The organism is Chitinophaga alhagiae, from assembly GCF_003568665.1.
Lineage (GTDB): Bacteria > Bacteroidota > Bacteroidia > Chitinophagales > Chitinophagaceae > Chitinophaga > Chitinophaga alhagiae.
Window position 1 is genome coordinate 98647 of the sequence record NZ_QXMH01000001.1, and the last position, 24514, is coordinate 123160.

At 55.0% G+C, this 24514-nt stretch carries 19 protein-coding genes; 6 read left to right on the plus strand and 13 right to left on the minus strand.

Features of this window, described 5'->3' with window-relative positions:
* Nucleotides 1-46 precede the first annotated feature (46 nt).
* The 3 genes from D3A97_RS00385 to lepB form a co-directional block, all read right to left on the minus strand.
* Nucleotides 47-985 carry a tetratricopeptide repeat protein gene (locus D3A97_RS00385; protein WP_198673805.1) on the minus strand — a complete coding sequence of 313 codons (939 nt, stop codon included), beginning with the start codon at nucleotides 983-985 and terminating at the stop codon, nucleotides 47-49.
* Between the two features lie 239 nt (nucleotides 986-1224).
* Nucleotides 1225-1710 (minus strand): cytidine deaminase, encoded by a 486-nt coding sequence (locus D3A97_RS00390; RefSeq protein WP_119078354.1) that lies wholly within the window; start codon nucleotides 1708-1710, stop codon nucleotides 1225-1227.
* Between the two features lie 96 nt (nucleotides 1711-1806).
* Complete coding sequence (gene lepB, locus D3A97_RS00395; RefSeq protein WP_119075501.1) at nucleotides 1807-2982, minus strand: signal peptidase I; 1176 nt, start codon at nucleotides 2980-2982, stop codon at nucleotides 1807-1809.
* Between the two features lie 163 nt (nucleotides 2983-3145).
* Between lepB and D3A97_RS00400 the strand changes: the two genes are divergently transcribed.
* Nucleotides 3146-4039 (plus strand): MerR family transcriptional regulator, encoded by an 894-nt coding sequence (locus tag D3A97_RS00400; RefSeq protein ID WP_157986285.1) that lies wholly within the window; start codon nucleotides 3146-3148, stop codon nucleotides 4037-4039.
* Here D3A97_RS00400 and D3A97_RS00405 read toward each other — a convergent pair.
* From D3A97_RS00405 to D3A97_RS00415, 3 genes are read right to left on the minus strand one after another with little or no spacing between them, the layout of a single operon-like run.
* On the minus strand, nucleotides 4034-4684 hold the full coding sequence (locus D3A97_RS00405; protein ID WP_157986286.1) for an alpha/beta hydrolase: 651 nt from the start codon (nucleotides 4682-4684) through the stop codon (nucleotides 4034-4036). The genes D3A97_RS00400 and D3A97_RS00405 overlap by 6 nt on opposite strands.
* Nucleotides 4677-4853, minus strand: coding sequence for a helix-turn-helix domain-containing protein (locus D3A97_RS00410; protein ID WP_119075508.1), 177 nt, complete (start codon nucleotides 4851-4853; stop codon nucleotides 4677-4679). The genes D3A97_RS00405 and D3A97_RS00410 overlap by 8 nt, the downstream gene beginning before the upstream one ends.
* A gap of 14 nt (nucleotides 4854-4867) precedes the next feature.
* Nucleotides 4868-6052, minus strand: a complete 1185-nt coding sequence (locus tag D3A97_RS00415) for a sigma-54-dependent transcriptional regulator (RefSeq protein WP_119075511.1) — start codon at nucleotides 6050-6052, stop codon at nucleotides 4868-4870.
* Nucleotides 6053-6248: 196 nt separating this feature from the next.
* Here D3A97_RS00415 and D3A97_RS00420 point away from each other — a divergent pair, with 196 nt between their 5' ends.
* Together D3A97_RS00420 and cysM are read left to right on the plus strand one after the other, a co-directional pair.
* Nucleotides 6249-7049 (plus strand): serine O-acetyltransferase, encoded by an 801-nt coding sequence (locus tag D3A97_RS00420; protein ID WP_119075513.1) that lies wholly within the window; start codon nucleotides 6249-6251, stop codon nucleotides 7047-7049.
* Between the two features lie 33 nt (nucleotides 7050-7082).
* Nucleotides 7083-7967, plus strand: coding sequence for a cysteine synthase CysM (cysM, locus tag D3A97_RS00425; protein WP_119075516.1), 885 nt, complete (start codon nucleotides 7083-7085; stop codon nucleotides 7965-7967).
* A gap of 5 nt (nucleotides 7968-7972) precedes the next feature.
* On the opposite strand, the gene D3A97_RS00430 is transcribed toward cysM, so the two are convergent.
* The 5 genes from D3A97_RS00430 to D3A97_RS00445 form a co-directional block, all read right to left on the minus strand.
* Entirely contained in the window at nucleotides 7973-9340 is a 1368-nt protein-coding gene (locus tag D3A97_RS00430) for a TlpA family protein disulfide reductase (protein ID WP_119075518.1), read from the minus strand.
* An 18-nt stretch (nucleotides 9341-9358) separates the two neighbouring features.
* Complete coding sequence (locus D3A97_RS24755; protein ID WP_157986287.1) at nucleotides 9359-9508, minus strand: hypothetical protein; 150 nt, start codon at nucleotides 9506-9508, stop codon at nucleotides 9359-9361.
* Nucleotides 9509-9589: 81 nt separating this feature from the next.
* Nucleotides 9590-10573: a pyruvate dehydrogenase complex E1 component subunit beta gene (locus D3A97_RS00435; protein ID WP_119075521.1), complete on the minus strand. Its 984-nt coding sequence runs from the start codon at nucleotides 10571-10573 to the stop codon at nucleotides 9590-9592.
* An 88-nt stretch (nucleotides 10574-10661) separates the two neighbouring features.
* Nucleotides 10662-11834 (minus strand): acetyl-CoA C-acyltransferase, encoded by a 1173-nt coding sequence (locus D3A97_RS00440; protein ID WP_119075523.1) that lies wholly within the window; start codon nucleotides 11832-11834, stop codon nucleotides 10662-10664.
* A 555-nt stretch (nucleotides 11835-12389) separates the two neighbouring features.
* Complete coding sequence (locus D3A97_RS00445) at nucleotides 12390-16340, minus strand: PKD domain-containing protein (RefSeq protein ID WP_119075526.1); 3951 nt, start codon at nucleotides 16338-16340, stop codon at nucleotides 12390-12392.
* Between the two features lie 96 nt (nucleotides 16341-16436).
* On the opposite strand from D3A97_RS00445, the gene dnaG reads away from it, so the two are divergent.
* The gene (gene dnaG, locus D3A97_RS00450) at nucleotides 16437-18425 is read left to right on the plus strand and encodes a DNA primase (protein WP_119075529.1); all 1989 of its coding nucleotides are present in this window, start codon (nucleotides 16437-16439) and stop codon (nucleotides 18423-18425) included.
* Here the strand turns inward: dnaG and D3A97_RS00455 are convergent.
* On the minus strand, nucleotides 18418-18921 hold the full coding sequence (locus D3A97_RS00455) for a dihydrofolate reductase (protein WP_119075532.1): 504 nt from the start codon (nucleotides 18919-18921) through the stop codon (nucleotides 18418-18420). The two genes, dnaG and D3A97_RS00455, sit on opposite strands and share 8 nt — an antisense overlap.
* Nucleotides 18918-19712: a thymidylate synthase gene (locus D3A97_RS00460; protein ID WP_119075535.1), complete on the minus strand. Its 795-nt coding sequence runs from the start codon at nucleotides 19710-19712 to the stop codon at nucleotides 18918-18920. Before D3A97_RS00460 ends, D3A97_RS00455 begins: the two co-directional genes overlap by 4 nt.
* Before the next feature lie 481 nt (nucleotides 19713-20193).
* Here D3A97_RS00460 and D3A97_RS00465 point away from each other — a divergent pair, with 481 nt between their 5' ends.
* Nucleotides 20194-23160, plus strand: a complete 2967-nt coding sequence (locus D3A97_RS00465; RefSeq protein WP_119075537.1) for a SusC/RagA family TonB-linked outer membrane protein — start codon at nucleotides 20194-20196, stop codon at nucleotides 23158-23160.
* Between the two features lie 21 nt (nucleotides 23161-23181).
* Nucleotides 23182-24471, plus strand: coding sequence for a RagB/SusD family nutrient uptake outer membrane protein (locus D3A97_RS00470; RefSeq protein WP_119075540.1), 1290 nt, complete (start codon nucleotides 23182-23184; stop codon nucleotides 24469-24471).
* The last annotated feature ends 43 nt before the right edge of the window (nucleotides 24472-24514 follow it).

The window sequence follows — 24514 nt, forward strand, 5'->3', positions numbered from 1 at the left end:
GCAAAAGTGATCTGCGGCCTGCGGCAGGTTTTGCAGCCGCCCTATATCAGTTCGATATTTTCAAAGCCTGGTCGCAAATGGCCTGCCCCTTTGCCAGCTCTCCGCAACCCATGTAGGATTTTCCCAGCATGAACATGGCAAAAGCGTTCTGCGGCTGCATCATCAGTATTTTGTTCCATTGCGTGGCGGCCTGCCGGTAATCTTGCTGCTTGTAGTAAGCGTTGGCCAGGCTCAACATCACCTGTATGTCTTTGGGCCTTAAGCTGAGGGCGGTTTGCAGGTGGTGGATGGCTTGATCGTACTCGGCCTGTCTGAGGTGGGCCATTCCCAGGTTCAAATAAAGGTCCGCATCTACCGGGCGGCCAGATCTGGCTGCCTGCTCAAATGCCCCGGCGGCGTTCTTGTAGTTTTTCATGTTAAAGTGCATCATTCCCAATTCGTAATATACATCAGGCGGGTTGCTGCCAGCCTTCAGTGATTGTTCGTAGTATTGAATGCTTTTCTGATAATCTTCCAGCTGCGCGTACAGGCGCGCCAGCCTGCACAGCTCTTCCCCGTCCAGCTTTTTCTCTTGATGTGCTTTTTCCAGCGCCTGCACGGCTTCCGCGGGGTGGTCCAGGAATCCGTAGCTGAGACCTATGATGCGGTGCATTTGCGGCTGGCCCAGCTCCTGCGCCCGGAAAGCGCAGGCCAGCGCATCTTCCCAGGCATGCTGCTCATAATGCAGGGCCGCCAGCATGGCCAGGGCCTCCCTTTGCGCAGGGAAGTGGCGCAACAGGGTTTGTAATTGCTGTTTGGCTGGTTCAGGCTGTTGTTGCTGCTGGTAAAGCGCCGCCAACGCAAGATAAGCGTCAGCATAAAGAGGGTTCTCCCTGATGGCCGCCTCATAATGCTGCTGCGCCTCATCCAGCCGCCCGCTGCGCTGCATACGGCGGCCCTCACGGTACAGCTGCCGGGCAGGGTTGCCGGGGGCGGTGTACGTCATAGGTGCAATTCCTCCTTTAAAAACCGGAAAAGGATGAGCCATGGCAGGCGGAGCGGTGTAACCCGGCGCCAACAGGCTGGCATTCAGCAGGATAAGGTATAGGTTCATAGCTGGCAGCGCATCAGCGCTACACAAATATAAAAAAAGATAATTTATATAATAGCATTATTTCTTATACGGGGAAGAAATGCTGCGCGGGCCGTTATGCATATTACTGAGGGGCGCCCTTCTCGCGGCCGCTATTTCATGTTCTCCGAAGAAAAAGACAGCGGCAGCAGCAACGCCGCATCCGGTATCACAATCACCTTTCCGCTGAGGCCGCCCAGCACCAGGCGGATGGGCGCCTGAAAACGCTGCTGGTACTCGGCCAGCGTTTGGCGGCAAATACCGCAGGGGGTGATGGGGTGTTGGCTGGGGCCCAGCTCGTTATCATAGCTGACGGCCAGCGTTTCAACCGCTACACCGGGGTATTGGGCAGATGCGGCGGAAAGGGCCGTTCGTTCCGCGCAGATGCCTACGGGATAAGACGCGTTTTCCTGGTTGGTACCCGTTACCCGCTGGCCGTTAGCCAGTTGCAGCGCCGCCCCTACCCTGAAGCGGGAGTAAGGGGCATAAGCCTGCCGCGTGGCGTCTTTGGCGGCCTGCAGCAGCGAAGCGTCTGCCGGGTTTAGTTCTCCGGCGTTGGCGTATTCTTCGTAGCTGAACTGTTGGGTATTGATTTTCATACTGTTGGTATTAAAAAACCGGGAGCAGGCATGCTGCTTTCCGAAGATAAGGAATTTCAGCATGGCTGCTCCCGGTGGAGAAGCTGGGCTTCCGTATTACCTGATGGTCCTGAACAAGCGGCTCCAGCGGATGCCGCCCTTTCCGTAGCTCATCCAGATGAGCCAGGCCTTGCCTACTACATGGTCTTCGGGAACAAAGCCCCAGTAGCGGGAGTCCAGGGAATGATGGCGGTTGTCTCCCATCATCCAGTAATAGTTCATTTTAAAGGTATACTGGTCTGTAGGCGTGCCGTTGATCACAAAACGGCCGTCTTTGGTTTCCAGCGTGTTCTCTTCGTATACGGCAATAATACGGCGGTACAGCTCAATATTGCTGCTGTCAAGCCGTACGGTGGCGCCTTTTTTCGGGATATAAACAGGCCCGAAATTGTCTACCGTGTATTTGAAATGCGCGGTATCCTGCGGCCACACACCGTCTTCGTTACCGTCAATAAAAGGCTCTACCGCCCCGTTCACGGCTTCCAGCTGTTTTACAGAAGTTACTTCGGAGGGGGTGAGGTTATAGCTGATCTTGCCGGACACCCTTACCTCGGGCACGTCTTCAATGTTCATTTCCTCCAGCCGCATGTGGTTCAGCCGGTCCCCGGTGGTGGTGGTCACATGGTACAGGCGCTCGCTGGCGGGCGGCTGCGCTTCGGGCACGCCGTTCACCACTACAACGCCTTCACGCACGGCCAGGGTATCTCCCGCAATGCCCACGCAGCGTTTGATATAGTTCTCCCGTTTGTCTACCGGGCGGGAGACCACCTTGTACTGGCTCCATACCTGGTCACGGCCCATGCGGCGCACCAGGTCATAATAACTTTCGTCTGACCGCTCCAGGGCCACAGTGTCACCTTCCGGGAAGTTGAACACCACCACATCGTTCCGCTTTACTTCGCTGAAACCGGGTATGCGCCTGTATTTCCATTGTACGGCCTCGGAGTAGGCCTTGGTATATTTGGTGAGCGGAAGCGTATGGTGCGTAAAAGGCACGGCCAGCGGTGTCATGGGAACGCGGGGGCCGTAACTAACTTTGCTGACAAACAGGAAATCGTTTACCAGCAAGGTTTTTTCCATAGAAGGCGTAGGGATGGTATATGCTTCAAAAATGAAGGTCCGAATCAGCGTTGCCGCAATCACCGCGAAGATAGCCGCATCGAGCCATTCCCGTAGTGCGGATTTCTTCTTCTTCGGCTGACCGTCTTTCTTCTTCCAAAATGCCAGGTTCATGCTGTTCTTTTTAGTTGTTCAGGGAACAAATATAATATTCTGTTAATTGTAAGCCAGAAAACGGCTACAAAAGTTTTCTTAAAAATCACACGTAAGTTCCCGGAAACTAATTGAGCCGGATGCAACTTTATGTCTATTTTTGTTTAATCTGCAATCCAGAACATTGAACAGTTTTACCATAAAGGACATCGAAAGCCTCACCGGTATCAAGGCGCATACCATCCGCATATGGGAGCAACGGTACAAACTGCTGCGCCCCAAGCGCAAGGATACCAATCACCGCGTTTACAGTAATGCCGAGCTGAAACACATGCTGCGCATAGCTTACCTGTACCGCCACGGCTACAAGATATCCAAAATTGCCGTGATGACGGACGAGGAGATCCGGCAGCTGTCTCTGGACGAAGCAGGCCAGAAAGGCCCCCACCTGCAGCAGGTATATGTTAACCAGCTGGTGGAGGCCATGATAGACTTTGACCAGGTCAAATTTGAGCGGGTTTTTCATAACGCATTGTTACGCACGGGTTTTGAGCAGGCCATGCTGAAGGTGATATACCCCTACCTTGAAAAGGTAGGCCTGCTGTGGCTGGCAGACTGTGTAATACCGGCCCAGGAGCATTTTGCGTCCAGCATTATCCGTAAAAAGCTGATGGTGGCCATAGACGGGCTTGACATGCCTCCCGAGGGCGGCGAAAAGTTCCTGCTGTTCCTCCCCGAGGGCGAGTTTCACGAAATTCCCCTGCTCTTTGCACAATACCTCATGAAAAAACACGGCTGCGCGGTGGTCAACTTCGGGGCCAGCGTGCCGTTGCAAGACCTTCGTTTCTATATTGAGCGCAAGCGGGCAGACCATGTGTATACGCACATCATCACCAACTTTCCCCAAAAGACGCTGGACAATTTTGTGAAGGAGCTGGGCAAATACTTCCCTTCCATTCCCATCACTATATCCGGCCCGCAGGTGTCCCGCATTACCGTTCCCCTTCCTGCCAACGTTATGCTGCTGCATACGCTGACGGAAATGGTAGACTTTGCGCGGCGTAAAGTGATGTTATAATTCTCTTTCCAGGATGCGGCTGATCTCCGCCGCGCGGTTCATGACCATGAAGTGGCCGCCGTTCACAATAGTGTGGGTGGGGTTGACGTACCGGCGGGGAAAAGGCCTGTCTGCACTGCCATGAATATGTACGCAATGGTGCGGCACCCATTCGTTCTGCCATTGCAGGATGGCATTGAGGGCCCAGCGCATGTAGGTGTAGTCTTTTTTCTGCATGTAGTCCCGCAGCAGGGCCAGTTCTTCTTCGGTTTTACTTTGCATGAAAAGGCGCACAATGTATTGCCGGCGCCGGAAAAGGATGCGGTCCGGCAACTGCCGCAGCAGCAGCCGGGCCAGGCCGTTATAATAAGGGGGCAGTTCCTGTTTTTGTTTTACGGACGACAACAATATGACCCTTTCTACCGGTATATGGCGGGCCATTTCTATACTCATCATACCGCCAAAGGAGAGGCCCAGCAATACGGGGTTGGGGTGAAGGATGCGCCGCGCCATGCGGGCGGCGTACTCGCCAATGGGCTCTCCCGGCGTCAGCGGCTGTATCCAGGGCAGAAAGTGTGTCTCATACCCGGCGGGGAACTCCAGCCGGCTGAATACTCTTTCATCTGCGCCCAGGCCGCTTATGAGGTAAATGTGCTTGTTATTCATCTGCTGCTGATTTGCGGATGCCGTACCGTTCCATCTTGTTGTACAGGTGGCTCCGCTGTATGTCAAGCTCCTGCGCCGTTCTGGACACATTCCAGCTATTTTTGTTCAGCATGAACTCAATGAAGATCTTTTCCACTTCATCCCTGAAATCGTGCAGGCGCGTCAGCACCAGCAGTTCATCATTCAGGAAGTGACTTTTTTTTTGTCGTGGTTGGGTACCACATAATTTTCCACATCATCTGCCGTAATGGTTTTGCCGGAGAGGATCACCAGCCTTTCCACCACGTTGCGCAGCTCGCGGATGTTGCCCGTCCACGGGTGTGCCTGCAGCGCCTTGATGGCATCTTTGTCCATTCCCTTGCGGGCCGTGCCGTATTCCGCGCAGACCGAGTCCAGGAAATGATCTACCAGCAGGGGGATATCTTCTTTCCTGTCATTGAGCGAAGGCACGTGGATGAGGATCACGCTCAGGCGGTGATAAAGGTCCAGGCGGAAGTTCTTTTCCTCCACTTCTTTCAGCAGGTCTTTATTGGTGGCCGCCACTACGCGTACGTCTACACTGATCTCCTTGTCTCCTCCCACGCGGGTGATCTTGCCTTCCTGCAGGGCGCGCAGCACTTTGGCCTGGGCGGAAAGGCTCATGTCCCCTATCTCGTCCAGGAACAGCGTGCCGCCGGATGCCTGTTCAAACTTGCCGATGCGTTGTTTGACGGCGGAGGTGAAGGAACCTTTTTCGTGGCCGAACAGCTCGCTTTCTATCAGCTCGCTGGGAATGGCCGCGCAGTTCACTTCCACCAGCGGGCCGGCGGCGCGGTTGCTGTACTCATGTATCCAGCGGGCCACCAGCTCCTTGCCGGCGCCGTTATCTCCTGTTACCAATACACGCGCGTCTGTAGGCGCCACTTTGTGGATGGTGTCTTTTATTTTCACGATGGGGGCGGATTCCCCTATCATTTCAGGCGTTTTGTTCACCTTTTTGCGCAGCACTTTGGTTTCCGCCACCAGGGTGGTTTTATCCAGCGCGTTGCGCAGGGTGATGAGCAGCCTGTTCAGGTCGGGCGGTTTGGAAATATAATCGTACGCTCCTTTTTTCACCGCTTCCACGGCCGTATCAATATTCCCGTGGCCGCTCACCATAATGATGGGCACGTCAGGGTTGACCTCCTTTGCTTTTTCGAGAAATTCCAGGCCATCCATCTTGGGCATCTTGATGTCGCACAAAACGGCATCATAGGCTTTGCCCTGGTACATTTTGAACCCTTCCGCCCCGTCTGCCGCCTCATCTACCTTGTACCCTTCGTAGGTCAGTATCTCGGAAAGCGTTTTGCGGATGCTTTTTTCGTCGTCAATAATCAGGATATTGGCCATAGGTTGTCTATTATTTTAAACAGTGCCAAAATTAAGAAAAAGAAGCCAACCGCCGCCAGCCTGCCTTAAATACTCCCGTATTATTGCAGTAAGAATGAATAATTTGTGTACTGTAAACGGTTTGGCGCTAAACAGTCTACTAATTATACCGGTTTTATCTGTAATTTTAACCCGTTGAGGTAACTATTCACATTTTATGAAAAAATTGCTGGAGCAACTGAAATTACGGCATGCGGCCGCGGCTGCCAATGCCTATCCTTCATCAGAACAGGTATGGGCTTTTTGCAGGGACCTGGTGAACTGGTTGTTCCCGGAGCATACCGGCAGGGTGATGAGCGGCGCCGAACTGGAGCTGTACGCGGCCCAGCTGGAAGAAAGGCTGAAAGACCTGCTGACGCCTATGGAGGGCAGTCTTCCCCAACCGCCGGCGGCCACGGCGCGCCTTTTTATGGAGCAGGTGCCGGGCATTTACAGTCATCTCACCAAAGACGCGGAGGCCATTTTGCAGGGAGACCCGGCGGCCACCTGCCTCTACGAAGTAATACGCGCCTACCCCGGCTTTTACGCCATTGCGGCCTACCGCGTGGCGCATGGCCTGCATACGCTGGGCGTGCCCCTGCTGCCCAGGGTGATCACGGAATTTGCGCATGACCGCACGGGCATAGACATTCACCCCGCGGCCCGGATTGCGCCGTATTTCTGCATAGACCATGGCACGGGCGTGGTCATTGGCGAAACAACGGTCATTGGCCCGCATGTGAAAATATACCAGGGCGTTACCCTCGGCGCATTGAGCATAGACAAAACCATGGCCATGAGCAAACGCCACCCTACCATAGAAGAGCATGTAGTGATCTACGCGGGCGCCACCATTTTAGGTGGAGATACCGTAATAGGCCACCACAGCATTATTGGGGGGAACGTATGGCTGATCAAATCCACAGCGCCGCATTCCCGCATTTATTACAAGGCAGACGGCAGCATCAAGATGGTATGATCTTTTTTGAACGAAATATTTTATGACCAAACGATGAAAACAGTACTGGACCTGGTGGGCAATACTCCTATGGTAGCCCTGCAACAGATACCTGAAAACCCGAACGTTACCATTTACGCCAAGCTGGAAGGCTCCAACCCCGGCGGCAGTGTAAAAGACCGCGCCGCCTACGGCATGATCAAGGGGGCGCTTGACCGCGGGGAACTGCAACCCGGCATCAAGCTGATAGAGGCCACCAGCGGCAATACAGGCATAGCCCTGGCCATGATCGCCAAGTTATTCAATGTAGCCATAGAACTGGTAATGCCGGAAGACGCCACGCGTGAGCGGGTGCTCACCATGGAAGCCTTTGGCGCCAAAGTGACCCTCACGCCCAAAGAGCAAAGCATGGAAGGCGCTATAGACTATGCGCATGCGCAGGTGGCCAAAGGCGGCTATCATATGCTGAACCAGTTTGCCAACCCGGACAACTACGGCGCGCATTACCGCACCACCGGCCCGGAGATCTGGCGGGACACGGGCAAGAGCGTGACCCATTTTGTATCCGCCATGGGCACCACCGGCACCATTATGGGCGTAAGCCGCTACCTGAAAGAAGTAAACCCGTCTATCCAGATCGTTGGCTGCCAGCCTACAGACGGCTCCAGGATACCCGGCATCCGCAAGTGGCCGGAAGCGTACCTGCCCAAAATATTTGAAAAACACCGCGTAGACCGCACTATGGACATTTCTGAAGAAGAAGCCCGCACCATGACGCGGCGGCTGGCCAAAGAAGAAGCCATTTTCTGCGGTATGAGCAGCGGCGGGGCCGTGGCTGCGGCCGTAAGAGTGGCCCGCGAGCTGAAGCACGGCGTAGTGGTCTGCATCATCTGCGACCGCGGAGACCGGTACCTGAGCAGTGACCTGTTCGGGGAATAAGCCGGTTATTCCGCCAGTTTCCGCAACATTTCTTCCGCCCTGCCGTCTGAAGGCCCGGGCGCGTTCCTGTGTACCACCCTTCCCTGCCTGTCTGCCACCAGGTAATGGGGCACGCCCTGCAACCGGTACGTTTCGCGCAAGGCATCATATTCCGCCTGCGTTAGCAGAAAGTGTTCCCCGCGTATGCCCATTTTGTCTACAACTGACTTCCAGGCCTTTTCAGGGGAGCCTACGCAGAGATACACAAACACCACATTGTCTTTTTCCAGGCGCCGGCGCAATTGTTGAGAGGCGGGCATCTCTTCCCGGCAGGGCACGCACCAGGTGGCCCAAACGTCTATATACACCGCCTTGCCGGCATAGGGCGCTATAAACTTCTGGAGGATGGAATCCTTTCCCATCCCCGGTTTCTCCAGCCGTTTTGCCTCCCCGAGAGAGGCGCCCCGGCCTTCATCCGCTTTCACGTCTTTCTCTACCCGCCGTACATATTCCATGAAAACCGGGTGCGTGAGCATCTGCTGTATCCTGGCCATATCCGGCTGCAATACAAAACCCAGGGCGGCGTCCTGAAAAACGTACACATAGCGGGCCAGCAACATATCCCGCATGGTACCCGCCGGCCACGATCTACAGTACGTTACAAAATTGCGCCCGCTGTTGATCACCTCCCCTAACTGGTAATTACTGTATTCATCCACAAACATCATCCGGGCGATGGGGAGGATGCTGTCTGGTTGTGCGGCCAGCGTTTCAGCGGTATCAAACCAGCCGGCGGGCACCCCATACTTTTTAAAAGCGGCATATCGCAGCAGCCGTTCTTCCAGTTCATAACGCAGGCTTTGCCACGCCCAATGGCAAAACAGCGTATCAGGTTGCTGCTGGTAGATGAAATTTGCCAGCACGGTACTGTCACGTACAGATCTTTGCCGCAGAAAGGCCGTTATGGAAGCTGCGCTGCTGTCTGGAATATAGCTATCCAGTGCTTTACCGCGGGCATACACATCAGGCCCATACAGCTCACGGCGGTAAGCCTGCAATTGTTCATTGGTCTTTCCCCTTACGCCCGAAAAACGAAGGCCGTGCTCATTGGCGGTTATCTCCAGCGTGTCGCCGGGAGAAAGCAGCAACATGGTCCACTTCTTTCCGTACCGGAAAAGCACATCCCCAGGCAATAGCTGGGGGAATGAAACAACCCACGTCTTCCCTTGTTTCTTTGCCTTGTACTCCACCTCCTCCCCAGTAACGGGGTCATAGGTGATGATGGATATTTTTCCGGGAGATGCGGGGAATACGGCTTTTACGATGGTAACAGATGGAGCGGCCAGGGTACATACAGGGAAGAGCAGCAGGAAAAACAGGCGGATAAGATGCATGGAGGGATTTTAGTTTTCCTAAAATAATGGATATGCGGCATAAAAAGAAGCGGCGTGCCGCCGCCGGGAGAAATGGTAAAAAACGAACAGGGTACCGAAGGTGACCAGCATATCCGCCAGTTTCAGCGCAAACACCTTTTTGCCGAATACGGCTGTGGAGGCCTTCATAACCAGGGCTGCGTGGCAACGGCAACCAAAAACAAAGCCCGCTTCGTAGTGAAGCGGGCTGCTATACTTCCTTACGGGTAGTTACTTTTTCATGTACATCACCTCTTTCACCAGTTTCACTGTTCTTTCCACATCGGGCAGGTACAGTTTCACCAGGTTAGGCGCGTAGTGCATGGGAGCATCTACAGCGGTGATGCGGCGGATGGGCGCGTCCAGGTAGTCGAACCCTTCTTTCTGGATGCGGTAGGAAATTTCGGAAGAAACGCTGGAGAACGGCCATTGTTCTTCCACGATCACCAGGCGGTTGGTCTTTTTCACAGATTCCAGGATGGTGAACCAGTCCAGCGGGCGGATGGTGCGGAGGTCTATCACCTCAGCCTCAATGCCTTCCTTGGCCAGCTCTTCCGCGGCGCCCATGGCTACTTTCATCATTTTGTTGAAAGAAACGATGGTCACGTCCTTACCGGCGCGTTTGATATCGGCCTTGCCGATGGGGATGATGTATTCCTCTTCGGGCACTTCACCCATATCGCCGTACATCTGCTCGCTTTCCATGAAAACCACCGGATCATCGTCCCGGATAGCGGCTTTCAGGAGGCCTTTGGCATCGTACGGGTTGGATACGGAGATCACTTTCAGGCCCGGGATGTTGGCATAATAACTTTCAAATGCGGTGGAGTGCTGCGCGCCCAGCTGACCGGCAGAGCCGTTAGGCCCGCGGAACACGATGGGGCAGCCTACCTGCCCGCCGCTCATGGCCAGCATTTTGGAGGCGGTATTGAGTATCTGGTCAAGCGCCAGTACAGCAAAGTTCCAGGTCATAAATTCCAGTACGGGACGGAGGCCGTTCTGTGCGGCGCCCACGCCTATGGCGGTAAAGCCCAGCTCGGCAATAGGGGTGTCTATTACGCGGCGCGGGCCAAACTCATCGAGCATTCCCTGGCTAACTTTGTACGCTCCGTTGTACTCTGCCACTTCCTCGCCCATCAGGAACACCCGCTCATCGCGGCGCATTTCTTCCTGCATGGCTTCTCTTAAGGCTTGTCTGAAGGCTATCTGACGCATTTGAATCTTTAATATATTTTGAACATTACACACCTTTCTCAAAAAAGGCAGGGCAAAAATATCGTTTGTTGGTGAAAAAGCAAAGCATTTACATTTTCTCTATCACCATGGCGCTGGCGCCCCCGCCCCCATTGCAGATACCGGCCACGCCATAGCGCCCGTTCTCCCGGTGCAGGATGGATGTTAAGGTAATCACAATTCTGGCGCCGCTGCAGCCAATGGGGTGCCCCAGGGCCACCGCGCCGCCCCAGATGTTGAGGGTACCGGGTTTTACGCCCAGGTCTTTCCCGTTGGCCAGCGCCACACAGGAAAAGGCTTCGTTGATCTCGGTAAAGTCCATGTCTCCCATGGTCAGGCCGGCCTTTTGGAGGGCCTTGTTCACCGCCTTCACGGGGGTGGTGGTAAACCACTCCGGCGCCTGGGAGGCATCTGCAAAGCTGACGATCCGGGCCAGCGGCTTCAGCCCCAGCTCCTTCAGCTTCTCCCCGCTCACCAGTACCACGGCCGCCGCCCCATCGTTGATCTTGGACGCATTGGCCGCCGTAATGGTGCCGTCTTTCTGGAAAGCGGGCTTCAGCGCGGGCATTTTCTCGAAGTTCACTTTTTTGAACTCTTCGTCTTCGCTCACCGTGGTTACCTGCCGGCCGGGTATCTCCACCGGCACTATCTCTCCCTGGAAATACCCTTTTTCATAGGCCGCCGCGGCCCTTTTATAGCTCTGAACGGCAAAATTGTCCTGGTCTTCCCGGCTGATCTTGTACTCGGCCGCACAGATCTCCGCCGCGTTGCCCATATGAAAATCTTTATAGGGGTCCCACAGCCCGTCCCGGATAATACCGTCAATTACGGCGCCGTGGCCCAGCCGGTAGCCGCCGCGGGCCTTATCCAGGTAATAGGGAATGTTGCTCATGCTTTCCATACCGCCGGCCACCACCACGTCGTTATCTCCCAGCAAAATGCTCTGGGCGCCCAGCATAATGGCTTTCATGCCGGAAGCGCACACCTTGTTCACGGTAGTGCAGGGTACCGTGTTGGGCAGCCCGGCATACAGGCTGGCCTGGTTGGCGGGCGCCTGGCCGGCGTTGGCGCTGATCACGTTGCCCATGTACACTTCCTGCACCTGTTCCGGGCTTACATGGGCCCTTTCCAGCGCGGCCTTGATCACCGTAGCCCCCAGGCGGGTGACCGGTATGGCGGCCAGGGCGCCGCTGAGGCTGCCAATGGGCGTTCTGGCGGTGGATACTATGAATACTTCTTTCATCCGTTTCGTTTGTTTTTATTTGTTTTGGTGTTCCCCTCTCTTGCGGGAATCTCAAATTTAGGCAATTGTAAGGCGGGGGCCAAAAGATGCCCGGGAAAGCAGGGTATGATATTTTTGATAATGCCCGGTACAGGAATGTAACGGTTTGTCAATACGCCCATTCTTCGGTAACCGTTCGGCGGTCCTTCGGTCAACCTTCGGTTAAACACCCTCAAACCCGTACTGGCGCCGAACACCACCGAAGGATCACCGAAGGATGGCAGCAGGATGTCAGTAGCATGGCCCCTTTTGGTTGTTTTGCGCCTTTTTGGCGGCGGCCGCCTGTTCACAGACACCAACCCGCTTTTGTAATAAAACTGCCCGGATGGGGCTAAAAATGCGCTTGGCGGCTATAGGCGGCCGGGGTTGAGGAGCAGCGCGGAAAACAGGCGGCCGGTATTAAAATCATATAGCTGTGCATAAACGGGCGTGCATTGTGCATGGCACGGCGGCAGTCATTGGGGCAGCCCCGCTCACCAGGTTGATGGTCAAGGGCCGCACCCAAATATGGCATTGTCAGCGTACGAACAACCGGAGCGATATTTTCTCTTTTTTAGTGCTGACCTGTACAAAATAGATACCCGCAGGCAAACCGGTCAGCGGCAGCTCATGCAGGGTGGCGCTCACTTGCGCGGTATATACGGTCAGGCCGGCAGCATTGGTAACACGTACAAAGGTCCGCGGCGCCGGCATGGCAGAGAACTGCAGGAATGCTTTCCCCGAAGCAGGGTTGGGGAACAGTTTCACGGTGCTGCCTTCCAGCGTTACGGGGTCAATGGCCGTTACCATCACGCTCAGTTCATCAGATACCGCCTTGCAGCCGTTAGCGTCAGTGGTATGCACAGTGTAGCGCGCGCTGCCGGGCGCACGGATCGTGGCCTGGGTAGCGCCGTCCAGCAACTGGCCGTTGCGGTACCACTGGTAGCTGGCGGCGGGCGTGGCGGTCAGCGAGTCTCCCCGCTGCACCAGTGCAGGCACTACCGGTGTATGCACCGTTAACCGCACCGCACCGGAAGTTACCGTACAGCCAGGCCCGTTAGATACCACCACCCGGTATTCACCGGGCTGCGTAACCGTTAGCCCGCTCTCGTCTGCCCCGGCCACCGGCTGCCCGTTGTGCAGCCAGCTGTACGTCCAAAGGTAGGCGGCCTTTGCCTCCAGCCCCAGTTCCGTGCCCGCGCAGATCTCGTTCAGCGCGGCCGCGTTAATACGGGCTTCCGGCATGTTCTCGATCCTGAAACCGGTGGAAAGCAGCGATGTGTCTGCCGGTTTGGAACTGATAATGCGTATCCGGTAGTCGTCACTGCAGGGTACGCTGTCAGGTATGTTCAGCAAGAGGTCAATGCTTCTTTCTGTGCTGGGAATAACGGCCAGCGTAGTGTACTTCGCTTCCATTTCCCGGGTAAAGGCCCCGCCGCTGCCGCTCATCTGCACCGTATATTCATTGCCCGGCTCCGGCTGCTGCGGGTGTGTAAATGACAATGTTACCTGATCTGCGTTGTTATCCACCACTATTTCAGGCGCGGGCGGTGTGGCTGGTGTAATAGTGATCAACATGGAATCCGTGAAAGCCAGGCACCTGAAGTTACCTACGCGCGCCTGATAATAACCGGTTTCCGCCGGTATATAATATGGCAGCGCATAACCGGGAACGGGATGGCCGTTGAAATACCAGCTATAATAGAAACCTGCTTCCACATTGGAGCTGCCGGTGGCAAAAAGCGTATCCCGGGCGTAGGTGAGCTGCCCTTCTAATGTTATCCGCCTGGTAGTAACGGTACTGGAGCTGATATTGCAATTGCCATTGGTGGCGCTGATCATGTAAATGGCATTGTCTGTAACGGCCAGCGTTTTCCCCGTTGCGCCGGGTATGGTGTCTCCATTGCGCAGCCAGGCCACTGGCCAGTTGTCAGGAAATACAGCCTCCAGCGTCAGCGTATCGTCATTACAAAATTCGTGCTGCGTGCCGCCCACCAGTGACACTGGCGGAGGATTTGCGATGTATACGCTATCTGTCAGCATTTTGCTGCATCGGCTGATCCGCACTTTATACATGCCTGCATTGGTAACAGTATAGAGCGAATCCGTACCGGTCACCGTGCCGCCGGACCACTGATAACGCGCCCCCGGATTCCCGGCGTTCAGCTGCATGGGATAAGGGCCGCACCACCAGAGCGTGTCTGTCTGGAAAGGAGACTCAAGCGTGAACACAGGTTCTTTCAGCGGTATCTCAATTTTGCCGTACCCGGCCCTGCCATCAACATACTGCACATATAATTGTACGCTGTAGTTGCCCTCGGTGAAAAACAGGCGCTCCGGCCTGGCTACGCTGTCTGTTATCACCAGGCCCAGGGGGTCGGTGAAAACCCAGTCAAACCGCCTGATGCCGGTGGTATCAGTCAGTCCGAATATGCTGAACCTCAGCCGGAAGGGCCGGCACTGCCCGGTCAGTTGCTGGTAGTACAGGTTGATAGTGGCTGTATCTGGCGGGTGTACGGTGATGCTGCTGGCGTCGCTCTTCCCGCAGCGGGTAGCGGTAACGGCGTAAACGCCCGGGTTGTACACGGTAATGGCGGAAGCAGTATCTCCGGTAGACCAGGCATAGGTGGTATGTTCTTCCTGCAGCGCCTTCAATTGAATGCTGCCGCCGGCGGGAAGCACCGTATCTGCTGTTCCCCCGTAAGCCGTTACCAGCGTATCAGGAATGCGGACCTTCACCCTGGTACCGGTGTAAGCCATACCCGTAGTGGCCTCAAGACCTATTTCGTACAGCCCCGGTTTCTCAAAGGTGTGGGAAAACACTGAATCGCTGTACGTGCCGTTTGAAGGGATCTGTATGCCGTCCAATTCGATCCACCAGCTATAGGTAAGCGGCAGGCGGCCTGGTACGGTCACGTTCCTGAACTGTACAGTAACCGGCAGGCATGGCACAAAGGGATCATAAGCAATAGCCGGGTCACCGTAGCTTTTCATCACAATAATGCTGTCCGTTATGGTGGTATCGCAACGCTCTACGCGCAATATGTAAGTACCCGGTGCATCCTGGGTACCGGCCTCAATGGTCAAGATACGCCCGGTATCCCCTCTTGACCAGTAATAGTGAGCGCCGGGGTAATAAGTTGCTTCCAGGTGGAGGGGAATGGCGCTGTCTGGCAGCCAGGCGGTATCAGGCAGGTCTACCGCCAGCGTCTCGTAGGGTTGTAAGATCAAAGTATCTGTGCAGTGAGAAGTTCTTCCCTGGTCATCTGTGATCTCCAGCTCCACCAGGTGCGTGCCGTAGCTGGTGAAAGTATACACAGGCCTTTCTACGGAGCTGCTGTCTTGCCCCCATTTCCATTTTCTTGACACAATGCTGCCGCGGCGCACCACGGATGCATCCCAGAAGTCCACCATCAGCGGCAGGCACCCAACAGTAGAATTATGCCCCATGCGGGCAATGGCGCTGTCATTGACGGAGACCACCACTTCGTCCGTCAGCGTACGGCCGTATTTGGAAACAGCCACGCTGTAAGTACCGGCTTCGGTGACCCTGATCTGGGGCAGCGTATCCCCGGTGTTCCATAAGAACTGCGCACCGCCGTTGCCGGGGTTGGACGCCTGGAGCAGAATGGTATCTCCGTAGATGATCGTTGTATCTTGCCCCAGGCTGAGCCAGAAACGCGTATCTACGAGCGTGATCTCCTGGGTATAGAAGCGGCTGTGATTATAAGTATTGGTGGAATTGAACTTTACGGTATAGGTGCCGGGAGCGGGGTAAACATGCTCTATGATGGTATCTGCCACAGAGCTTTGCACATTGCTGGTGCCGCCGCCGTCGCCAAAATTCCAGAAGGCCCAGTTGGTATGCGCCGCGGGATAAATAGGGGGTGTTTTCAACCGCACTTTAAGGTCCCATGAGGCCGGTATCTGCTCTACTTCCATGCTCAGCTCCGGTATCTCATAGGCAAAGGCCGTATCGTACAGCACCTTGTTGCAATATTCCATGGACACCATGTATACGCCGGGCGTATCTATATACTGGGGGCGTTCGGTGTTGCCCGTGCTCCAGGTATATTTGGGACCTATCAGCCCGTGATGGATGTTCTGCATAAAACTCCTGTATTCGTCTTTCTTCGAATAAAAGATGTTCAGTATTTCCAGCAGCGGGCCTACTTCGATATTCCGCAGCAGGTAGCTGTTCAGGCGGCGGCCATCTTCCAGCTCCACCTGCAGGTAGGGCCGGTACAAACCGGGCTGGCGGTACGTGTATGCCATACTGTGGCCGGCCACAATACTGTCGCCATTGCCTAAAATCCAGGTATAGCCGATCACCCCGCGGATGTTGGTGGTATCTGCTGTAAATGTGACCGTTATACTGTCACATGCCGCCTGTTTGTCAACAAAATAAGTGATAAGACCTGAATATTCCTGCGCATGCGCCGTGCAAAACACCAGGGAGGTTAAAAACCCGAGTAGCAATTTTTTCATAGATATATAGGAATACACAAATATAGTTAAAATTTATATCCGTCCTCCCTATTCCTCATTTTATACTATGTTTGCCAATGGTAAACCCGTAAGCAATTGATTTCCCAGAACACCATACAACAGATACTCAACCGGATAGATATTGTTGAGATAGTAGGCTCTTTCGTTAAACTGAAGAAGCGGGGGGCCAACTACCTCGGCCTCTGCCCTTTTCATAATGAAAAGTCGCCTTCCTTCACGGTATCCGGCACCAAGGAGATCTACAAGTGTTTTGGCTGCGGCAAAAGCGGCAACACCATCAATTTCCTCATGGAGCACGAAAAGTACTCCTATGTGGAAGCCCTCCGCTGGCTGGCGCAGAAATACAATGTGGAAATTGAGGAAAAAGAGGTTAGCCCGGAAGTAAAGGCCCAGCAACAGCTGGCAGACAGCCTTTTTATCATCAACAATTTTGCCCGCGATTATTTTGTAAAGACCCTGCATGAAACGGAAGAGGGCCAGAACGTGGGCCTGAGCTATTTTGAGGAAAGGGGCTTTACGGAAGAAACGGTGCGCAAGTTCCAGCTCGGTTACTGCCTCAATGAGCGCGATGCTTTTGTAAAGGCCGCCGTGGCAAAAGGCTACAACCAGGAGTACCTGCTCAAAACGGGCCTGGTGGCCATCCGCAACGAACAGCCGGCAGACAACTACCGCGGCCGCGTTATTTTTCCCATCCACAACCAGAGCGGCAAGGTGCTGGGGTTTGGCGCGCGCATACTGGTAAAGAACGACCGGGCGCCCAAATACATCAACTCCCCGGAGAACGAGATCTATGTCAAAAGCAAAGTACTGTACGGCACTTACTTTGCCCGCCATTCCATAGACAAGCTGGACGAATGCCTGCTGGTGGAAGGTTATACAGACGTAGTTTCCCTGCACCAGGCCGGTATAGAGAACGTGGTAGCCTCCAGCGGCACCTCGCTCACCACAGACCAGCTCCGCCTCATCAAAAAGTACACCCGCAACCTCACCATCCTGTATGACGGGGACAATGCCGGTGTAAAAGCGGCGCTGCGCGGCCTGGACATGGCCATTGAAGAAGGCCTCAACGTAAAGCTGGCCCTCATACCGGACAAGGAAGACCCGGACAGTTACGTTCGTAAAATAGGCGCGGAAGGCTTCAGGCAGTTCATTGCGGAGAACAAGCAGGACTTCATCCTGTTCAAGCTGCAGGTGTCCCTGAAAGAAGCCGGTAACGACACTACCCGCAAATCACAGCTGGTGAATGAAATTGCGGAAACCATTTCCCGGATAGACAAGGTAGAAGACTTCACCAAACAGCAGGATTACATCCGCCAGTGCAGCCAGTTACTGAAGATAGATGAGGAAGGCATGGTAACGCTGGTGAACAAATACATCCGGGACCGTATCAACAAACAGGTTGCCCAGCAGCAAAACAAACAGCAGCAGGCCAGCCGCGGAGAAGAAGAAGACGGCCCCTCCCTGGCTGAAATGTACCCGGAGTATTTTGAAGAAGGCGCCACCGACGCACCGCCGGCAGACAATCTTTTCAATAAAGACGAAAAGCAGGAAAGGGAACTGGTGAAGATACTGCTGCGCTTCGGGGACAAGATATTCAGTGAAGAAAACAACAACACGGTGGCTGACTACATCTTTCACCTGCCGTACGATTTTGAATCGCTGGCAGACAGCGAGATAGTGAAAAAAATACTGCGGGAATATAAAGCCGGGTATGACCAGGGCAACATGCCCGATAAAAAATGGTTCCTCTACCACCAGGATGCGGAAATAGCCCAGAACGTAGCCCTGATACTGGAAGACAAAGAAGCCGAACTCAGCCACAACTGGCAGGAGCGCTTCGAGATCAAGACCGTGTATGGTGATGATGCCTATTTAAAAGATACCCTCTCCACCACCAACTACCTCATTCTGCGCAAGATCAAAAAACTGATCGTGGAAAACCAGCAGGAAATGGAACGGCAAACAGATATGGAAGAAATGATGAAATGCCTGGAAATGCATCAGCACCTGAAGCAACTGGAACGGGAGCTGACACTGCAGCTGGGGATGGTGATCTTCAAGTAGCCGGTTGCCGCCGCTCCCACCGTTCAAATGTATACGCGTACGCATGTTTCTCATCCGCGGCATGCGGCTCGCTATGTACCCGTACCCACTCCTCCGGGCTGATCTCCGGGAAGAACGCGTCTCCCTGCAGGGTGGTATGCACGCGCGTAAGGTAGATGCGGTCCACCAGCGGAAATGCCTGCAGGAATATTTCCGTGCCGCCTGTAATGAATATCTCGTTCACGTCCTGCTCCTCCGCGGCCCTGATGGCGGCTTCAATAGACGGCACCACGGTAATGCCCGCGTGGCTGTAACCGGCCTGCCGGGTGATCACGATGTTTTGCCGGCCCTTGAGCGGGCGGCCCATAGACTCAAAGGTTTTGCGCCCCATGATAATGGGAAAGCCCCAGGTGGTGTTCTTGAAGAACTGCAGGTCTGCCGGGAGGTTCCAGGGCAGGCGGTTCTCAATGCCTATCACGTTGTTATCAGACGCAGCTACAATAATGGAAATGGTCATACTGCAACGGGGGCTTTAATATGAGGATGGAACTCGTAGTGTTCCAGCGTAAAGTCTTCGTACCGGAAACTGAAAATGTCTTTCACGGCCGGGTCCAGCTTCATGACCGGCAGCGGGTACGGCTGGCGGGTCAGCTGCAGTTTGGCCTGCTCCATATGATTGCTGTAAAGATGCACATCGCCGAAGCTGTGAACGAACTCTCCCGGCTGCAGGCCGCATACCTGCGCTATCATGAGGGTGAGCAGCGCGTACGAGGCAATGTTGAAAGGCACGCCCAGGAACACGTCTGCGCTGCGCTGGTACAGCTGGCAGCTCAGGCGGCCGTTGGCCACGTAGAACTGGAAGAGGCAATGGCAGGGGCTGAGGGCCATCTGCGGCAGGTCTGCCACGTTCCATGCGCTGATAATGAGGCGGCGCGAGTCCGGGTTCTTTTTGATCTGCTCCACTACATCGCGCACCTGGTCAAAAGTTTGGCCGTTGGCCCCTTCCCAGCTGCGCCATTGTTTACCATATACCGGGCCCAGGTTGCCTTGTTCGTCCGCCCATTCATCCCATATCTTCACCCCGTGCTCCTGCAGGTATTTCACATTGGTGTCTCCGTTCAGGAACCAGAGCAGCTCGTAAATAATAGACTTCAGGTGCAGCTTTTTGGTGGTCACAAGGGGGAAGCCCTTTTGCAGGTCAAAACGCAGCTGGTAACCGAAGCAGCTGCGTGTACCGGTGCCGGTGCGGTCTGTTTTATCCGCCCCGTTATCCAGTATATGTTGCAATAAATCAAGGTATTGTTGCATAACCCTGCAAGTTACAGGTAAAAGGCCATACTGCCTAGCAGCGTCTGAAAATGTGGATTTCGCGTGGATTTCGCAGTATAAATAATATAATAAAACCCACGATAATAAACAAATCTGATTTCCATCAAATTTGCTTAATCTGCATCATTCCAGGAACGTGCGTATTGAAAAACCCTTTAACTGATCAGCATCAACCAAAATCTAAAACACCAGCAATCCAAAATCAATGGCAAAGGTCACTCCACGATAAGGCACTACATATCTTGAGCGGAAAAACTGTTACAGCAAATAGGACCTCATTCAAACCCCGGCTTCGTTCAACGCATCCTTGCGGGTGACACTGCGTAAACGTAAAATTTTATCAACCTCTAAACCTTTTCTTATGCAGATCTGATGTACGCCATTACGCGGCGGCCTGCGCGGCTGTACCGCTCTTCACCATTCAACCTTCACTAATTTATCACCTCTAAATCGCCAAAACATGTATCTGATCAAAAATTGGGCGCTGCTGCTATTATTGATAGGCAGCACACTCACGGCTGCCGCCCAGCAAAAGGTAACCGGCCGGGTTACTGACGCCGCGGGCAACGGCGTACCCGGTGTTACCGTGCGCATACAGCAAAGCAACCGCGGCACCATTACCGACGTGAACGGCCGCTACTCCCTGGAGGCGGCGCCGGGCAATACCCTCATATTTTCCTTTACCGGCTACAAGTCTCACCAGGCCGCGGTAAGCGGCAACACTATGGACGTTCAGCTGGCGGAAGACTACGCTAACCTGGACGAGGTAGTGATCACCGGGCTGGCTACTTCAGTAAAACGGAGCAACCTGGCCAATGCCGTAGCCACCATCTCCGCCAAAGAACTATACGGCGTGGCCCCCGCACAAACCTTTGACGCCGCCCTCAGCGGCAAAATACCCGGCGCCCTCATCACCGCCAACTCCGGCGCTCCCGGCGGCGGCATTTCCGTGAAGATGCGCGGCGTTACCTCCATTTTCGGCAACTCCCAGCCGCTGTACGTGGTAGACGGCGTATTTATCAGCAACGTCAGCGTGCCCGCCGGGCTGAACATCATCACCGCCGCCGCGTCTGCCGGCAACCCGCAGAACCAGGACAATCCCTCCAGCCGCGTGGCAGACATCAATCCTGACGATATTGAGAACATCGAGATACTCAAAGGCGCCTCCGCCGCGGCCATCTACGGTTCCAAAGCCGCTGCCGGCGTAATTATCATCACTACCAAAAAAGGTTCTTCCCTGGGCAAGACCACCGTACGGCTGGTGCAGGACATCGGTTTCACCAAAGTGCGCAAACTGCTGGGCAAACGCCATTTCACGGAAGAAACGGCCTTTGACCTGGGCGGCGATGCCATGCGCAACCAGTTCATTGCCGCGCGCGATGCCGGCAAGCTGTACGATTATGAAAAAGAATTTTACGGGGAGACCGGCCTCATTTCCAATACCGGCGTAAGCGTGAGCGGCGGCGATGAGCGCACCGGCATGTATTTTTCCGCCAACCGCCGCAGCGAAGAAGGCATTATCAAAAACACCGGTTACCTCAATAACTCCGTTCGCCTGAACGTGGACCATAAGTTCAACGACCGCATCAGCGTAGGCCTGCGGGCTACCTATATGAACACTTCTTCAGACCGCGGCCTCACCAACAACGACAATAACTCCGTGACCTACGGCGTATCCCTGGCCACCATTCCCGAATTCCTCGAAATGCACCCGGACGCCCAGGGCAACTATCCCATCAACCCCAAAGCCGCCAACCCGTTTGAAACGCGAGACAAAATGCGGAACAACGAAACCGTGAACCGCGTGATCACCGGCGGTGAAGTGAAGGCCACCCTGCACCAGAACGAACAGACCAATACCAAACTGATCGTTCGCGGCGGCATAGACTTCTTCAACCTGAAAACAGAAGCCATTTTTCCCAGAACGCTGCAGTTCATGGCCGGCGCGCTGAACGGCGCCAGCATACAGGGCAACACCAATAACCTGAACACCAACCTGATGGGCATCCTGGTCAACTACCTGGAGGCCGGCCCCACCCTCACCTTCACCACCTCTGTTGGCGCCACGCTGGAAACCAGTTATATGGACAACCTCATAGCCACGGCCACCAACCTGCTGCCGCAGCAAACCAATGTAGACCAGGCCTCCGCCTCGCAGCTGCAGCAGTTCCGCCAGAAGTACCGCGACAATGGCATTTTCATCCAGGAAGACGTGCTGATCATGGACGCTATTACCGCTTCCGCCGGCGTGCGGTTTGACCGCTCCACCAACAACGGCAACTACAAGAAGTACTTTGTGCTGCCCAAGGCGTCCCTGTCCTGGAACCTTGCCAAAATGGATTTCTGGAACGTGCCCTCCATCAACAGCCTGAAGCTGCGCGCGGCCTATGGCGCGGCGGGCAACGTGGCGCCCTACGGCGCAAAGTTCCTGGCCCTTACCGCCAGCAACATTGGCGGGCAGCCGGGCTCGCTGGTAGACACGCAGCTGGGTAACGAAGACATTGAGCAGGAGCGGCAAACCGAGCTGGAAGCCGGGCTGGACGTCAGCTTCTTCAACGGCCGCCTCAGCCTGGAGGCTACCTATTACCAGAAAAAGATCTATGACCTGCTGCTGCGCCGCTCTGTACCGCCTTCCAGCGGGTTTGCACAGCAATGGGTGAATGGCGGCGACCTGCAGAACAAAGGCATTGAGCTGAGCCTGAACGCCACCCCGGTAGATACGCGCAAGGTAAGATGGCAGTCTACCGTCAATTTCTGGAAAAACACGTCTGAAGTGACGCGCCTCACCATTCCGGCATTTCCGCTGGGCGCCTTTGGCAATACGCTGGGCAACTTTTTCATAGAAGAAGGCAAATCCGCCACGCAGATCATCGGCACCCTGGGCACCGGCAAAGGCACCGGCGTACTGGGCAATTCCGAGCCGGATTTCCAGATGAGCTTTTACAACGACCTGACCCTGTTCTCCAACCTCAGCCTGCGGGTCATGATGCACTGGAAAAAAGGAGGGGACAACATCAACCTCACCGAGTACCTGTCAGACGTGTTCGGCACTTCTCATGATTATGACGATGATGCCAACGGCAACGGTGTGAAAGACGGCATAGACCGTATGAATGCCGCCGGGGACAACGATGCCAGCATCCGCGTGCAGGACGCTTCCTACTTCCGCATCCGCGAAATAGGGTTGTACTACAACATCCCCATCCCGAAAAACAAGATCATCTCCGCCGTGAACGTGGGCGTATCAGCCAGCAACTGGTTCACCTTTACAGACTATAAAAGTTACGACCCGGAGTCTTCCAACTTCGGGAGCAACACCATGTCTACCGCTACATCGCGCGGCAGCACGGGCATTTCCACCGGCGTGGAAGTAACGCCCTACCCTGCTTCCAAACGCGCCATGTTCCACCTGGGCATTACCTTCTGATCACCTGTTAAAAAAAAGACCATGAAACAATATAAATTCCTGCAGGCCATTTTCCTCACCGGCGCTTTGCTGGCCGCCTGCCAGAAGGGGGAAATACCCAACTTGAACACGCCCGTGGCGGGCAGCACCGGCACCAAAGAGCAGGTAGACAACCTGGTAACGGGGATGGAATCCAGCATGCGCCTTACGCTCAATACCTACTTTGACGCCGTGGGCATCATAGGCCGGGAGATCTACCGCTTCTCCGGTTCCGAGCCGCGCTACACCAGCGAGCTGATGGGCAACGGGGAACTGAACAACAACACGTTCTACATCACCAACCCCTGGACCTCCCGCTACCGCGCTGTACGGCAGGGCAACATCATCCTGGAGGCAACCGCCAACGCCGCTTTCCTTTCCGCGGAGCAGAAGAAGGGCTACAGCGGTTTTACCAAAACAGTGATGGCGCACCAGCTGCTGATGAACCTGAACATGACGTACGCCAACGGCATCCGTACGGATGTAAAAGACCCCAACCAGCTCGGCCCTATCAAACCGGCGCCGGATGCGTTGGCAGACATTGCCGCTTTGCTGGACGAGGGGAAGGCAGACCTCACGGGCAGCGCCATAGACTTTCCACTGTCTGACGGGTTTGCCGGTTTCAAAACCCCGGCCGGCCTGCTGCGGTTCAACCGGGCGCTGGCCGCGCGCGTAGCCGTGTACCGGCAGCAATGGCCCGCGGCGCTCACCGCGCTGAACGAGTCTTTCTTTGACCTCAACGGCTCCTTCGGCGCCGGCATATACCACGTGTTCAGCAGCGCTTCGGGAGACCAGCTCAACAACCTCTTCCTGCCGCAGAACAACGCGGGAGAAAACCGCCTGGCGCATCCTTCCTACGCTACAGACGTTACGCCGGGAGACGACCGCATCGGCAAAGCCACCCTGCGCACCGCATCGGTTACCACAGACGGCCTTACCTCCAACCGGGATGTATGGATCTATACCACCAACACCTCCCCCATTGCCATTATCCGCAATGAAGAACTGATACTGATCTATGCAGAGGCCAAAATACAGACCAGCGCGCTCCCTGACGCCATAGTGGCCCTCAACCGCATCCGCCTCGGGCATAACCTGCCGCCCTATGCCGGCGGCGTCAGCCAGGCCGCGCTCATCACGGAAATGTTGCGGCAGAGAAGGTACTCGCTGTTTGCGGAAGGGCACCGCTGGGTAGACATGCGGCGGTACAACCGCCTGGCTGAATTACCCAACACGCGGCCAAATGACAAGGTGTGGGACAAGTTCCCTGTTCCGCTCACGGAAGCGAATTAGGCATTCAAAAAGGGGCTGTCCCAAAAGTAATTTTTACCTGATC